Annotated in this window: 10 protein-coding genes; 7 read left to right on the forward strand and 3 right to left on the reverse strand. The window is 64.4% G+C overall.

The features are described 5' to 3' along the window. The first annotated feature begins 212 nt into the window (after nt 1-212). Nucleotides 213-623 carry a VOC family protein gene (locus ACQR1D_RS29420; protein ID WP_316217688.1) on the forward strand — a complete coding sequence of 137 codons (411 nt, stop codon included), beginning with the start codon at nt 213-215 and terminating at the stop codon, nt 621-623. 29 nt (nt 624-652) lie between these two features. On the opposite strand, the gene ACQR1D_RS29425 is transcribed toward ACQR1D_RS29420, so the two are convergent. The 3 genes from ACQR1D_RS29425 to ACQR1D_RS29435 all read right to left on the reverse strand — a co-directional run bounded on the left by ACQR1D_RS29425 (nt 653) and on the right by ACQR1D_RS29435 (nt 5633). Further along, the gene (locus ACQR1D_RS29425; protein WP_315805439.1) at nt 653-2191 is read right to left on the reverse strand and encodes a SpoVR family protein; all 1539 of its coding nucleotides are present in this window, start codon (nt 2189-2191) and stop codon (nt 653-655) included. Then, a complete protein-coding gene (locus ACQR1D_RS29430) occupies nt 2188-3465 on the reverse strand; it encodes a YeaH/YhbH family protein (protein ID WP_315805438.1) in 1278 nt (425 codons plus the stop codon). The genes ACQR1D_RS29425 and ACQR1D_RS29430 overlap by 4 nt, the downstream gene beginning before the upstream one ends. A 224-nt stretch (nt 3466-3689) precedes the next feature. Next, nucleotides 3690-5633 carry a PrkA family serine protein kinase gene (locus ACQR1D_RS29435; RefSeq protein WP_315805437.1) on the reverse strand — a complete coding sequence of 648 codons (1944 nt, stop codon included), beginning with the start codon at nt 5631-5633 and terminating at the stop codon, nt 3690-3692. A gap of 1179 nt (nt 5634-6812) precedes the next feature. On the opposite strand from ACQR1D_RS29435, the gene ACQR1D_RS29440 reads away from it, so the two are divergent. From ACQR1D_RS29440 to ACQR1D_RS29465, 6 genes are read left to right on the forward strand one after another with little or no spacing between them, the layout of a single operon-like run. Further along, nucleotides 6813-9659, forward strand: coding sequence for a bifunctional transaldolase/phosoglucose isomerase (locus tag ACQR1D_RS29440; protein WP_316217656.1), 2847 nt, complete (start codon nt 6813-6815; stop codon nt 9657-9659). Nucleotides 9660-9673: 14 nt separating this feature from the next. Continuing rightward, nucleotides 9674-10711 (forward strand): phosphogluconate dehydrogenase (NAD(+)-dependent, decarboxylating), encoded by a 1038-nt coding sequence (gnd, locus tag ACQR1D_RS29445; protein WP_316217657.1) that lies wholly within the window; start codon nt 9674-9676, stop codon nt 10709-10711. Beyond that, nucleotides 10708-12231: a glucose-6-phosphate dehydrogenase gene (gene zwf / locus ACQR1D_RS29450; protein ID WP_315805434.1), complete on the forward strand. Its 1524-nt coding sequence runs from the start codon at nt 10708-10710 to the stop codon at nt 12229-12231. The genes gnd and zwf overlap by 4 nt, the downstream gene beginning before the upstream one ends. Before the next feature lie 2 nt (nt 12232-12233). After that, on the forward strand, nt 12234-12983 hold the full coding sequence (gene pgl, locus ACQR1D_RS29455; protein WP_315805433.1) for a 6-phosphogluconolactonase: 750 nt from the start codon (nt 12234-12236) through the stop codon (nt 12981-12983). Beyond that, on the forward strand, nt 12970-13500 hold the full coding sequence (locus ACQR1D_RS29460) for a gluconokinase (protein ID WP_316217658.1): 531 nt from the start codon (nt 12970-12972) through the stop codon (nt 13498-13500). The genes pgl and ACQR1D_RS29460 overlap by 14 nt, the downstream gene beginning before the upstream one ends. A gap of 19 nt (nt 13501-13519) precedes the next feature. Next, entirely contained in the window at nt 13520-14332 is an 813-nt protein-coding gene (locus ACQR1D_RS29465) for an HAD family hydrolase (RefSeq protein WP_316239230.1), read from the forward strand. The last annotated feature ends 6 nt before the right edge of the window (nt 14333-14338 follow it).

The following is a 14338-nucleotide window of genomic DNA, read 5'->3' on the forward strand; positions in this document are numbered from 1 at the left end:
CAAATCGACGGCGGTTGCTGTTCTCGCGCTCGTCATGCCCGGGCTTGACCCGGGCATCCATGCACTTGGCGAAGAGATGGATGGCCGGGCCTTCGCCGCGCCGAAGCGGCTACGGCCGCGCAGGCGGGTCAAGCCCGGCCATGACGAAGCGAGGTTTGGACACGCACATCATCTTCATGGTCTAGAGTGGGCTGACAGAGAGGGAGAACCCGATGACCGGCACCCCAGAGATCAAGTCCGCCTTCAACGCCATTCGCGCCATCGACTATACGATCATCCTCGTCCGCGATTGGACGGCGATGCGCGGCTTCTATGAGAACGTGCTGGGCTTCCCGATCACGCGCGAGCTGTCGCAGGGCTGGATCGAATACCGGATCGGCGCCAATACATTGGCGCTGGCGCAACCGAAGCGGCTCGCATCGGACCAGCTGACGCCCCGAGGCGCCGCCTCGCTGCAGCTCGCGTTCAAGGTGGGCCGTAACGATGTCGACCGCTGCGCGGCAGAATTGACCAGCAAGGGCGTCGCTCTCATGGAGCCGCCGACGGACCAGCCCTTCGGGCACCGGACCCTGTTCTTCAGGGACCCGGACGGCAATCTGCTCGAAGTGTACGCGGAGATCTAACAGCTGATATCTAAGGCTTGGCGGCCGCGCTAGGCGGCCGCCGGTTGTATCCGGGGATTGAGCACGTACTCCTTCAGCACCTTGTCGGTGGCGGCATCGACTTCGACCAGCGACACGTCGTAGCTCCAGAGATCGGCGAGATGCTGCAGCACGCGCTTGGTGTCGGTCTCGTTGAGCTGGGCGCCCTTGACCACCGTATGCCGCAGCATCAGGCGGCGATCGCCGGCGAGATCGACATCGACCACCTCGATGTTGGGGTCGATGTAGCCGACGTCGTACTGCTTGGACAGCTCGCGGCGGATGCGGCGATAGCCGCGCTCGTCATGGATGGCATCGACAAGAATGCCGGCGCGCTCGGCCGGATCGTCATGCAGGTGGAACAGTCTGAGCTGCCGGATCAGGTTGGGGCTGAGGAACTGGCTGATGAAGCTCTCGTCGCGATAGTTCGCCCAGACGTCACGCAGCACCGCCATTTCGTCGCCGGTGCCGGCGATGTCCGGAAACCATTCGCGATCCTCGTCGGTCGGATCCTTCACGATGCGCTCGATGTCCTGCATCATCGCAAAGCCAAGGGCATAGGGGTTGAAGCCGGAGTAGCGCGGATCGTCGAACTCCGGCTGGAACACGACATTGGTGTGCGACTGCAGGAACTCCAGGAAATTGCCGTCGGTGAGTCGTCCTTCCTGGTGCAGACGGTTCATGATGCGATAATGCACGTAGGTCGCCGTGCCCTCGTTCATGACCTTGGTCTGACCCTGCGGATAGAAATACTGCGCGATGTGGCGGACGATGCGCAGCAGCTCGCGCTGCCAGGGCGCCAGCCGCGGCGCGGTCTTCTCCAGGAAATAAAGCAGGTTCTCCTGCGGCAGGCCGAGCAGCGCGCGGCGCCGCTCGACGTTCAGCATCGCATTGGTCTTGACCGGGCCGGTCGGCACCGTGCGCCAGAGATCGTTGAACTGGCCCTCCTCATAGAGCCTGCGCTTGCCGGCGCGCTTCTCCTCCTCGCGGAAGTCGAGCTTCTTCTTGCCGGGATAGCGGTCGACGCCATGCGACATCAGCGCGTGGGCGGCATCGAGCGTATGCTCGACCGCGAGCCGGCCATAACGTTCCTCGCATTGCGCGATGTAGCCGCGGGCGAAGTCGAGATAGTCGAGGATGCCGTCGGCATCGGTCCACTGCTTGAACAGGTAGTTGTTCTTGAAGAAGTGATTGTGACCGAACGCGGCATGCGCGATCACCAGGGTCTGCATCGTCGCCGTGTTCTCCTCCATCAGATAGGAGATGCAGGGCGAGGAGTTGATCACGATCTCATAGGCGAGGCCCATCAGCCCTTTGCGGTACGAGGCCTCGTGATAGGCGAAGTGCTTGCCGAACGACCAGTGCTTGTAGAACAGGGGCATGCCGACCGAGGAATAGGCGTCGAGCATCTGCTCGGCCGTGATCACCTCGATCTGGTTGGGATAGGTGTCGAGCCCGAGCTCCTTGTGCGCCACCCTCTCGCAGGTATCGTGAATGCGCTGCAAGGTGAGGAAATTCCAGTCGGCGCCCTCGAACAGCAGTCCGCTCATGACGCCGCCCTCTCCTGCGTGGTGCCGCGACGCTGAAACAGGTCGTGGAACACCGGGAAGATCTCGCTCCGGTCGCGCACCTTGCGCATCGACAGCGGCTCGCCATTGGCGCGCAGCCGCTCATACAGCGACCACAGCGCGGAGTCCGGCATCTCGAACGAATAGGTGCCGGACTCGCCGACCTCGAGATAGGCGAAGAACTGCGACACCGGCAGGATGTTGTCGGTCAGGAGCCGCGCGACATTCTCGGAATCCGAGGTGGCGTTGTCGCCGTCGGAGGCCTGCGCCGCGTAGATGTTCCAGTCCGAGGGCCGGAAGCGCGAGCGGACGATGTCGTGCATGCATTGCAGGGCGCTCGACACCAGGGTGCCGCCGGATGCCGGTCCGTAGAAGAAGGTCTGCTCGTCGACCTCCTCGGCACGATCGGTATGGCGGATGAACACGATCTCGACATGGCGGTAGCGCCGGGTCAGGAACACGTAGAGCAGCATGTAGAACCGCTTGGCGAGGTCCTTCATGTGCTCCGACATCGAGCCGGACACGTCCATCAGGCAGAACATCACGGCCTGCGCGATCGGCTTCGGCACCGCTTCGAAGCGGCGGTAGCGGATGTCGATCGGATCGATGAAGGGGATGCGCTTGGCCTTCGCCTTCAAGGCTTCGAGCTCGGCCAGCAGCGCGGCGCGCTTGTCGTCGTCGGTCTCCTGCTCCAGCTGGGCTTCGAGCTCGGCAATCGCCTCCGGCCGCGGCCGGCGGAGCGCGACGCGGCGGGCCAAGGCGCGGGTGACGGTGCGGCTGATCGAGATATTGGCTGGCGAACCCGACGTCGAATAGCCCGCGCGCACCAACCCTTCGCTCTCGGCCTCGGCGAATTTGCGCTTGGCGAGATCGGGCAGCTCGAGATCGTCGAGGAACAGGTTGACGAACTCCTCCTTGCTCAGCACGAAGCGGAAGGCATCCTCGCTGTCGCCCTGCCCCGGCGCCGACTTGCGGCCGCTGCCGTCGCCGGAGCGCGGCAGGATATCGCCCTCGACGAACTTCTTGTTGCCGGGCAGCACCATGTCGCGGGTGCCGCCCTCGCGGCGGAAGCGCGGCTCGTCCATGCCATCGAGCGGGATGGAGACCTCACCACCCTCGAGCACGTCCTTGATGTCGCGGTCCTGCGACGTCTTCTTCACGGCTCCTTGAACCAACGCCTTGGCTCGGCGCAAAAATCGCTGACGGTTTTCGAGACTTTTGCCGCCCGGATTCAGGCGCCGATCAATGATATGCATGACCACGTTTCCATACGCCTCCTGCTGCAGCGGTTTCGACTCCTGCTCTCCCCCGCCGCGATGCCGCGGTGCAGTATCAGACCCGATACCGGACCCGCATCATTCGCTGCCCGACGCGTCCCATCAAAGTTCAGCGTCGAACGTTCCGCTCGCCTCGTCGTCCCGGCGCCAACATCCGCCGATGGCCTGCAGCACATGCAGTGAACATCGGCGCCGGACCGCGATCAACCTGCCTGCTTCACCCGCATGTACCACTCGACCAGCCGGCGGACCTGCCGCTCGGTGTAGCCGCGTTCGACCATGCGCGCGACGAAGTCGTCGTGCTTCTTCTCGGTCTCGCCGTCCTTCTTGGTCCCGAACGAGATCACCGGAAGCAGATCCTCGACCTGCGAGAATATCCTCTTTTCGATGACCTCGCGGATCTTTTCGTAGGAGGTCCAGGACGGATTTTTTCCGCCGTTCTGGGCCCGGGAGCGCAGCGAGAACTTGACAACCTCGTTGCGGAAGTCCTTCGGGTTGGCGATCCCGGCCGGCTTCTCGATCTTGGTCAGCTCCTGGTTCAACAGCTCGCGATTGAGCAGCTGTCCCGTATCGGGATCCTTGAAGTCCTGATCCTCGATCCACGCGTCGGCGTAGTCGACGTAGCGGTCGAACAGGTTCTGGCCGTAATCGGAGTAGGATTCCAGATACGCCTTCTGGATCTCGTGGCCGATGAACTCCGCGTAACGCGGCGCGAGGTCCGCCTTGATGAATTCGAGGTAGCGCTTCTCGACCTCCTCCGGCAGCTGCTCGCGCTTGATCGACTGCTCCAGCACATACATCAAGTGCACGGCATCGGCGGACACTTCCGCCGTGTCGTGATTGTAGGTCGCGGCCAGGACCTTGAAGGCAAAGCGGGTGGAAATGCCGTCCATGCCCTCGTCGACGCCGGCGGCGTCGCGATATTCCTGCACGCTGCGCGCCTTCGGATCGGACTCCTTCAGGCTCTCGCCGTCATAGACCCGCATCTTGGCGTACAAGGTCGAGTTCTCGTGCTTGCGCAGGCGCGACATCACCGAGAAGCGGGCCAGGGTGTCCAGGGTCGCCGGCGCGCAGGGTGCGGTGGCGAGCTCGGAGCCCTGGATCAGCTTCTCGTAGATCTTGCGCTCCTCGGTGACGCGCAGGCAGTACGGCACCTTGATGACGCAGATGCGGTCGATGAAGGCCTCGTTGTTCTTGTTGGTCTTGAAGCTCTGCCACTCCGCCTCGTTGGAGTGGGCGAGGATCACGCCATTATAGGGGATCGCGCCGATGTTCTCGGTGCCGATATAGTTGCCCTCCTGCGTCGCCGTCAGCAGCGGATGCAGCATCTTGATCGGCGCCTTGAACATCTCGACGAATTCGAGGATGCCCTGGTTGGCGCGGTTGAGGCCGCCCGAATAGGAGTAGGCGTCGGGATCGTTCTGGGCGTAGGTTTCGAGCTTGCGGATGTCGACCTTGCCGACCAGCGAGGAGATGTCCTGGTTGTTCTCGTCGCCCGGTTCGGTCTTGGCGATCGCGATCTGCCGCAGCCGCGACGGCTGGATCTTGGCGACGCGGAACTGCGAGATGTCGCCGCCGAAGGCTTCGAGTCGCTTGTAGCACCACGGGCTCATCAAACCGGATAGACGGCGGCGCGGAATGCCGTATTTCTCCTCGAGCATCGGGCCCAGCGTGTCGGGATCGAACAGGCCGAGCGGCGATTCGAAGACCGGGCTCAGCTCATCACCGGCCTTGAGCACGTAGATCGGATGAGCTTCCATCAACTGCTTCAGCCGTTCGGCGAGCGACGACTTGCCGCCGCCGACCGGTCCGAGCAGATAGAGGATCTGCTTGCGCTCTTCGAGACCTTGCGCGGCGTGGCGGAAGAAGCCGACGATGCGCTCGATCGTGTCTTCCATGCCATAGAAGCCGGCGAACGCGGGATACAGCCGAACCGTCCGGTTCAAAAAAATACGGCCAAGGCGTGGGTCCTTGGCCGTGTCGATCATCTGAGGCTCACCGATCGCAGCTAGTAGTCGTTCAGCGGCGTTCGCGTATCGCATCGGGTCGGTTCGACACGATTCTAGATATTCCTGCATCGACATGTCGGTCTGGCTGCGTGCCTCGAACGACCTTGCGAACGCGTTGAACAACGAATCGTTGTACATGATCCCTCTCCACGTAGGTTCCGCCGCACTGCTGCAACGGGCCGAGATCTAAGTACGTTCCTGCTGATCCCGAACCGACTCAGAGTGAAGCGCGCTAGCCCCCATTGGGCACCGTCTTCGTCCTTTTCCGCAACGCAAAGTGCATGCAGCATATGCCCTATCAACATGCACTTCGCTCAATAGTTCGGCAAAAGCCGGCCGACTCTCCCCATTTGTACCTCATTGTCTCTGCTTCGCAACATCCGCAATACCCCGGCACCGTAGTCTTCCTGCGCCGCACAAGGTGTTGTGAAGCCACGTGAACTGGTGGCGTGACAGCTCCGCAATCAGTCTCCCTTCCGGAAGTGAACCGCGAGTGAACGCCAATCGTCGCGCATCTGCGCCAGGCAGCGAATGTCTCATTCGTGGCGCGACGTGATGCGCGCCAGCCACGGCTGGTCAAACAGACACAGCCAAGCTGCAAGCGCGTCGGCCGGCGCTCATACGATGTCATCATGACCCGGCGAGCGATGAACGCGCGCATCTCACAGCGCCATCCGCACACATGTTCACCGCTAGAACCGAATGTCGTAACGCAACGCACCGCCGAAGCCGGACGGATCACTCGATGCTGATCATTGCCATGATCAGGGTGCGGCTCGCCACCGAATGTCTGCAAGCAGAAAGCATCATGGGTTATCCGCCAATCACGAGGCGCAGCCGAGGCGACAATCGCAACACGCTCGCCCTGATCTGTGACGTGAGGCACCATTACCCAGAACACATGTGGCCCCCTTTCAGCATTGCAAGGCGGAGAAGGTTTGATCGACGGCATTTGCTCGCCCACGATGGGAGACCTCCGGCGCGGGAGTCGCAGAGACCGACGCGAGCCGAACACCGGCCGCGCTTGGCGGGCCTTTCCCCCGCCTTGGTCGTACGGCCGGCCGCAGGCTTCAGACTGCCTGCTTCAGACTGCCTGCTTCAGACTGCCTGCTTCAGACTGCCTGCAAGTCTCCCGCCGAGCGCACGCCGCCGGCACGTCGCACCCGGCACGAAGCTCTTGGGATTCCAGAGGGATCAATCCATTATGAATGGCGTTCTCCTGTGGGCTGGCGCATAGTTGTTCATGTGAGGTCCACGACCTGGCAGGCCGCCAGGCGGGAACCCGAAAAAGCAAGCCGACGCACATAGATAGGCATCATGAATCCGGTCAAAGCTCTCGAAGAACACGGCCAGGCGGTCTGGCTCGATTTCCTCGCACGCGGCTTCGTCGCCAGGGGCGACCTCAAGCGGCTGATCGATGAGGATGGCGTCAAGGGCGTCACCTCGAATCCCGCGATTTTCGAGAAGGCGATCGGCAGCTCCGATGAATATGACGCGCCGATCGCCGCGGCGCTGAAGAACGGCGATCGATCGCCGACGCAGCTGTTCGAGGCCGTCGCCGTCGAGGACATCCAGAATGCCGCCGACGTGTTGCGGCCCGTCTACGACCACTTCGATGGCAATGACGGCTTCGTCAGCCTCGAAGTCTCGCCCTATCTGGCGATGGACAGCAAGGGCACCATTTCCGAGGCAGAGCAGCTCTGGAAGGCGGTCGACCGCAGGAATCTGATGATCAAGGTGCCGGCGACCGACGCCTGCCTGCCGGCCATCCAGCACCTGATCGCCAAGGGCATCAGCGTCAACATCACCTTGCTGTTTTCGCAAGAAGTCTACCGGCAGGTCGCCGAAGCCTACATTGCCGGCCTCGAAGCCTATGTCGCCGCCGGCGGTGATCCGTCGCATGTTGCCAGCGTGGCGTCGTTCTTCGTCAGCCGCATCGACAGCGTGGTCGACAAGCAGCTCGACGCGAAGATCGCCCAGGCCAACGATCCCTCGGAGAAGGAGCGGCTGGCCGCGCTCAAGGGCAGGATCGCCATCGCCAACGCCAAGATGGCGTATCAGGACTACAAGCGGCTGTTCGCCGGCGCGCGCTGGGAGCGGCTGGCCGCGCACGGCGCCAAGCCGCAACGACTGCTCTGGGCCTCCACCGGCACCAAGAACAAGGATTACCGCGACGTCCTCTATGTCGAGGAGCTGATCGGACCGAACACCGTCAACACCGTGCCGCCGGCCACGCTGGATGCCTTCCGCGATCACGGAGAGGTGCGCGACAGTCTGGAGGAAGACGTCGACGCCGCCCGGGCCGCCCTGGAGGATCTGGCGAAGACCGGCATATCCCTCGACGACATCACCGCGGATCTCGTGGTCGACGGCGTCAAGCAGTTCGCGGACGCCGCCGACAAGCTCTACGGCGCGGTTGCGCACAAGCGCGCCGTCGTGCTGGGAGCAGGACTTGGGCAGCAGACGATCGCCATTGCTGCTGATCTTGAGAAGAAGGTCGCCTCCGCTACCGAGGACTGGCGCAAGGACGCCAGGATCCGCCGGCTCTGGCACAAGGATGCGACGGTCTGGACCGGCCATGACGAGCACAAATGGCTGGGCTGGCTGACCAGCGCTGACAAGGCCGATATCGCCGATTATGAGGACTATGCGCAGCGGGTGAAGGGACAGAAGTTTTCCGACGCCGTGGTTCTCGGCATGGGTGGCTCCAGCCTCGGGCCGGAGGTGCTGGCCGAGACCTTTCCGCGCAAGGCCGGCTTCCCCAGGCTGCACGTGCTCGACTCCACCGATCCCGCGCAGGTGCGCGCGATGGAGAAGGCGATCGACATCACCAGGACGGTGTTCATCGTCTCCTCGAAGTCGGGCGGCACCACCGAGCCGAACGCGATGAAGGACTATTTCTTCGCGCGTGTGTCCGAGGCGATCGGGCCGAACAAGGCCGGCCACCGCTTCATTGCCGTGACCGATCCCGGCTCGTCGCTGGAGAAGGCGGCCAAGGCGCAAGGCTTCGCCCGCATCTTCCATGGCGAGCCGAGCATCGGCGGCCGCTATTCAGTGCTGTCGCCGTTCGGCCTGGTGCCGGCCGCGACCGCGGGCATCGACGTGCGCAAGCTGATCACGCAGGCGCTGTCGATGGTGCGCTCCTGCGGGCCCGACGTGCCGCCGCTCCAGAACCCGGGCGTGCAGCTCGGTCTGGCAATGGGTCTTGCCGGCCTCGAAGGCCGCGACAAGGTGACGATCTTCGCCTCGCCCAAGATCGCCGATTTCGGCGCCTGGGCCGAGCAGTTGATCGCGGAGTCCACGGGCAAGGAGGGCAAGGGCCTGGTCCCGATCGAGGGCGAACCGGTGGCGTCGCCTGAGCTTTATGGCAGCGACCGCTTCTTCATCGATATCAAGGTCGACGGCGACGACGTGACCGGCCATGATGCGAAGCTCGCCGCGCTCGAGGAGGCCGGCCATCCGGTCGTGCGCATCGTCATGACGTCGATCGACCAGCTCGGGCAGGAATTCTTCCGCTTCGAGATGGCGACCGCCGTCGCCGGCGCCGTGCTCGGCATCAACCCGTTCGACCAGCCCGACGTCGAAGCCGCCAAGATCAAGACCCGCGAGCTGACGGCGGCGTTCGAGCGGAGCGGCGCGCTGCCGGAGGAGCAGCCGGTTGCATCGATCAAGGGCTGCGAGCTCTACACCGATGCTCAGAACGCCGAGAGCCTGCGCGAGCATGGCGCCGACGGCACGCTCGCGTCCTGGCTGAAGGCGCATCTTGGCCGCGCCGGCGCCGGCGACTACATCGCCCTGCTCGGCTATGTCGACCGCAACGCCGGCAATATCGACACGCTACAGCGGATCCGGCTGAGGCTGCGCGATGCCAAGCACCTCGCCACCTGCGCCGAGTTCGGTCCGCGCTTCCTGCACTCGACCGGCCAGGCCTACAAGGGCGGTCCGGACAGCGGCGTGTTTCTCCAGATCACGGCTGACGACGCCGAGGATCTGCCCATCCCCGGGCAGAAGGCGAGCTTCGGCGTGATCAAGGCGGCGCAGGCGCGCGGCGATTTCGACGTGCTCACCGAGCGCGGGCGCCGGGCTCTTCGGGTCCATCTCAAGGGCAATCTGAAATCGGGCCTGAAGATGCTCGACAGCGCGATCAGTGAAGCGCTGAGCTAGGAAGGGCGTCGTCGATGCAATTGGGAATGATCGGTCTCGGGCGGATGGGCGGCAACATCGTGCGCCGCCTGATGCGCGCGGGACACGCCTGCGTGGTCTATGATCGCGACGCAAAGGCGGTCGCTGCGCTGGTCTCCGAGGGTGCGGTGGGCGCCGCGAGCCTTGAGGAATTCGTCGGCAAGCTCGCTCCCCCGCGGCACGCGTGGATCATGCTGCCGGCCGGCAAGATCACGGAAGCCACCGTCGAGCAGCTCACCAAGCTGATGAGCCAAGACGACGTCGTCATCGACGGCGGCAACAGTTTCTGGCAGGACGACGTCCGCCGCGGCAAGGCGCTGAGGGAGCGCGGTCTGCACTATGTCGACGTCGGCACCTCCGGCGGAGTCTGGGGCCTTGACCGGGGCTACTGCATGATGATCGGCGGCGACAAGCCGGTCGTCGACCGGCTCGATCCGATCTTCGCGACGCTGGCGCCAGGCATCGGCGACATCCCGCGCACACCGGGCCGTGACGGCCGCGACCCGCGCGTCGAGCAGGGCTACATCCATGCCGGGCCGACTGGCGCCGGCCACTTCGTCAAGATGATCCACAACGGCATCGAATATGGCCTGATGCAGGCCTATGCCGAGGGCTTCGACATCCTCAGGAACGCGAACAGCGAGGCGCTGCCCGAGGCACATCGCTTCGACTTCGATCTCGCTGACGTCGCCGAGGTGTGGCGCCGCGGCAGCGTCATTCCGTCCTGGCTGCTCGACCTCACCGCCAGCGCGCTGGCGCGGCAGCCCGGCCTGGAGAAATATTCCGGCTATGTCGAGGATTCCGGCGAAGGCCGCTGGACCGTGAACGCGGCGATCGACGAGGCCGTGCCGGCCGAGGTGCTGACGGCCGCTTTGTTCGCGCGTTTCCGCTCGCGCCAGGAGCACACCTTTGCTGAGAAGATTCTCTCGGCGATGCGCGAAGGCTTCGGCGGGCACAAGGAGCCCGAACAGCACCCAGATCCGGCGCGCCAGAGCGCGCCTGGGATCGTCAAGCCCAGGGACGACCGCGCGTGACCCCGCTGTATCCGCACCAGCCGCGACATCAGAAGCCCGACGCCTGCGCCTTCGTGATCTTCGGTGTGACCGGCGATCTGACCCATCGGCTCGTTCTGCCATCGCTTTACAATCTCGCGGCCAATCATTTGCTGCCTGACAGGTTCTGCATCGTCGGCATTGCCCGCAAGGGCATGTCGAGCGAGCAACTGCGCGACAACCTGATGGAGGGCCTGCGCAAATATGCGACGCGTCCGATCGAGGACGAGATCGCCCAGCGCCTCCTGCAATGCGTGACCGCGATCGAGGCCGATCCGAAGGAGCCGGAGAGCTTCGATCAGTTGAAGGAGCGACTGGAAAAGCTCGAGGCCGCGCGCGAGACCCACGGCAACCGGCTGTTCTACCTGGCGACGCCGCCGAGCGCCTTTGCGCCGATCGCGCAACAGCTCGGGCGCGTCGGGCTGCTTCGCGAGGACGGCAAGGCCTGGCGCCGCCTCGTGGTGGAGAAGCCGTTCGGCACCGATCTCGCCTCGGCCAAGAAACTGAACGACACGCTGCTGCAGCTCGTAACCGAGCACCAGATCTACCGGATCGATCATTACCTCGGCAAGGAGACGGTGCAGAACATCCTGGTGCTGCGCTTCGCCAACGGCATGTTCGAGCCGATCTGGAACAGGCATCACATCGACCACGTTCAGATCACCGTCGAGGAGAAGCTCGGCGTCGGCACGCGCGGCAGCTTCTACGACGCGACCGGCGCGCTGCGCGACATGGTCCCCAACCATCTCTTCCAGTTGCTCTCGCTGGTGGCGATGGAGCCGCCGGCGCGGTTCGATGCGCATACCGTCCGCTCCGAGAAGGCGGAGGTGCTGTCGGCGATCCAGCCATTGAGCGAACGGGAGGCGCTGCTCAACTCGGTGCGCGGCCAGTACACGGCCGGCATGATTGGCGACGCCGAGCTGCCGGATTATGTGAGGAGCAAGGACGTTCGCCCCGACAGCACCACCGAGACCTACGCGGCCTTCAAGCTCACCATCGATAATTGGCGCTGGGCCGGCGTACCGTTTTATCTGCGCACCGGCAAGGCGCTCGGCGCCAAGCGCACCGAGGTCGCGATCAAGTTCCGCCAGGCGCCGTTCGCGATGTTCAGCTGCACCCCGATCGAGACCCTGGCCGAGAACTATCTCGTCATCGGCATCGAGCCGACCCAGAGCATCACCTTGCAGTTCAACACCAAGATCCCGGGGCCGACCATCCGCACCGACGGCGTGCAGATGAAGTTCAACTACAAGGACTATTTCCAGGCCGAGCCCGCCACCGGCTACGAGACGCTGATCTATGACTGCATGATCGGCGACAACATCCTGTTTCAGCGCGCCGACAGCGTCGAGGCCGGCTGGAAGGCCGTCGAGCCATTCATCGAGGCCTGGAAGAAGGCCGGCCGCGATGGCCTGCATTCCTACGCGGCCGGCAGCGAGGGACCTGAGGCGGCGGCCGATCTGCTGGCCCGCGACGGCCGCAGCTGGCGCAAGCTGGTTTAGCCGTGGTCGGACCGCAGGACCGCAACCTCGTGCGCGTCGCCGACCGGGCGACGATGGCGAGGGTCGCGGCCGAACATCTCCTGGCCCGGATCGATGCCAATCCGGCGACGATAGCCGTTTGCCTCACCGGGGGATCGAGCCCGAAGCAGCTCTATCAGCTGCTGGCGACGGACGCGTATCGCGAGCGGATTCCCTGGACGCGCGTGCACTGGTTCATCGGTGACGAACGATATGTTCCGCCCGGCGATCCCCTGCACAACATGACCATGGCGTGCCACGCGTTCCTCGATGCCTGCGCGCCGGCCGCCAACATCCACCCGATCGCGACCGATAGATCGGACCCGGAGGCCAGTGCCTGCGACTATCAGCGCGCGCTGGAAGCGTTCTACGGCGCCGCGCGGCTCGACTCTGCGCGGCCGCTGTTCGACCTCGTGCTGCTCGGAATCGGTTCCGACGGCCATGTCGCGTCGCTATTCCCCGGCTTTCCCGCTGTTGATATCGCCGATCGCTGGGTTGTCGGCGTCGACAAGGCTCACGTCGCACCCTTCGTGCCGCGGATCAGCCTGACCTTGCCTGCGCTCGCCTCCTGCCGAACCATGCTGTTCGAGGTCGCCGGCGCCGACAAGCGCGCGATCATGACGCGCGTGCTGGCCGGCGAAGACCTGCCCGCCAATCGCGCCCGCTCGATTCGGGAGACGATCCTGCTGATCGACAGCGAGGCCTGGCCGGAGAGGCAAAGTGGCGACATCTGACCTGCCCCATGCGCTCATTATCATGGGCGTCTCCGGCTCCGGCAAGAGCACGATCGGGCAAGCATTGGGCCAACGCCTCGGCTGGCGCTTCGAGGATGGCGACAGCTTTCACCCGCCCGCGAACGTCGCCAAGATGAGCGCGGGCCACCCGCTCACCGACGAGGATCGCTGGCCCTGGCTGCATGCCATTGCCACGGAGATCGCGCAATGCCGCAGCGCGGGCCAGCACATCATCATCGCCTGCTCGGCGCTCAAGAAGGCCTATCGCGATATCCTGGTCGGCGGCCGCGACGATGTCCGCATGGTCTATCTCCAAGGCACTCAGGAGCTGATCGGCGAGCGGATGAAGCATCGCGCCGGGCACTTCATGCCGCCGGGCCTGCTCACCAGCCAGTTCGCCACCCTGGAACCGCCTGGCGCCCCCGAGCATCCCATCACGGTCTCGGTCGACGCGCCGGTCGCGGCGATCGTGGACGACATCCTGCAACAGCTTCACAGCGGTCAGGGACGAGCCTGACCGCAAACAGGAAGGGCTCATGACCCGCATCGCTCTCGTCGTATCCGACGTCGACGGCACGCTGCTGACCAAGGACAAGGTTCTGACCGAACGGGCCGCGAAGGCGGCGCGGCGGCTGCACGAATCCGGCGTTGGCTTCACGCTCACCTCGAGCCGCCCCGCGATCGGAATGCGCTTTCTGATCGAGCCGCTGCAGATCAGCCTTCCGGTGGGGCCGTTCAACGGCAGCTCAATCGTCGACGCCGCCATGCGCCCGCTCGAGCAGAGCCTGATCCCGCCCGCGGCCGCCGCACGCTGCGTCGACCTGCTGCATCAAGCCGGCGTCGACATCTGGGTCTTCACCAACGACGCCTGGGTGACGCGCAATCCGGACGGTGAGTACGTCCCGAACGAGCGGCGCGCGATACGCGCGGAGCCGACGATCGTCGGCGATTTCTCGCCCTATCTGGCGAACGCCTGCAAGATCGTCGGCGCGAGCAGCGATTTCGCGCTGCTGGCGGGCTGCGAGAGCCAGATGCAGCAGGCATTGGGCGCGGAAGCGACAGCGGTGCGCTCGCAGAGCTACTATCTCGACATCACTCCGCCCGGACATGACAAGGGCACCTTCGTCAGCGCGATGGCTCAGCGGCTCGGTATCCCGCTCGACCAAGTCGCGACCATCGGCGACATGCACAATGATGTCGCGATGTTCGAGGTGAGCGGATTGTCGATCGCCATGGGCAATGCCAGTGACGAGGTGAAGAGCAAAGCCAAGCGCATCACCACGTCCAATCAGGACGAAGGCTTTGCCAATGCCATGGAGATGATCCTGGCGGAAAACGCGCAAGGCTGATCCGCA

Source organism: Bradyrhizobium sp. HKCCYLRH2047, assembly GCF_051168175.1.
Lineage (GTDB): Bacteria > Pseudomonadota > Alphaproteobacteria > Rhizobiales > Xanthobacteraceae > Bradyrhizobium.

Bases quoted from the DNA above. Each gene is read 5' to 3' on its own strand.
- ACQR1D_RS29420 (WP_316217688.1), top strand. From the start codon at position 213: ATGACCGGCACCCCAGAGATCAAGTCCGCCTTCAACGCCATTCGCGCC.
- ACQR1D_RS29425 (WP_315805439.1), bottom strand. From the start codon at position 2,191: ATGAGCGGACTGCTGTTCGAGGGCGCCGACTGGAATTTCCTCACCTTG.
- ACQR1D_RS29430 (WP_315805438.1), bottom strand. From the start codon at position 3,465: ATGCATATCATTGATCGGCGCCTGAATCCGGGCGGCAAAAGTCTCGAA.
- ACQR1D_RS29435 (WP_315805437.1), bottom strand. From the start codon at position 5,633: ATGTACAACGATTCGTTGTTCAACGCGTTCGCAAGGTCGTTCGAGGCA.
- ACQR1D_RS29440 (WP_316217656.1), top strand. From the start codon at position 6,813: ATGAATCCGGTCAAAGCTCTCGAAGAACACGGCCAGGCGGTCTGGCTC.
- gnd (WP_316217657.1), top strand. From the start codon at position 9,674: ATGCAATTGGGAATGATCGGTCTCGGGCGGATGGGCGGCAACATCGTG.
- ACQR1D_RS29465 (WP_316239230.1), top strand. From the start codon at position 13,520: ATGACCCGCATCGCTCTCGTCGTATCCGACGTCGACGGCACGCTGCTG.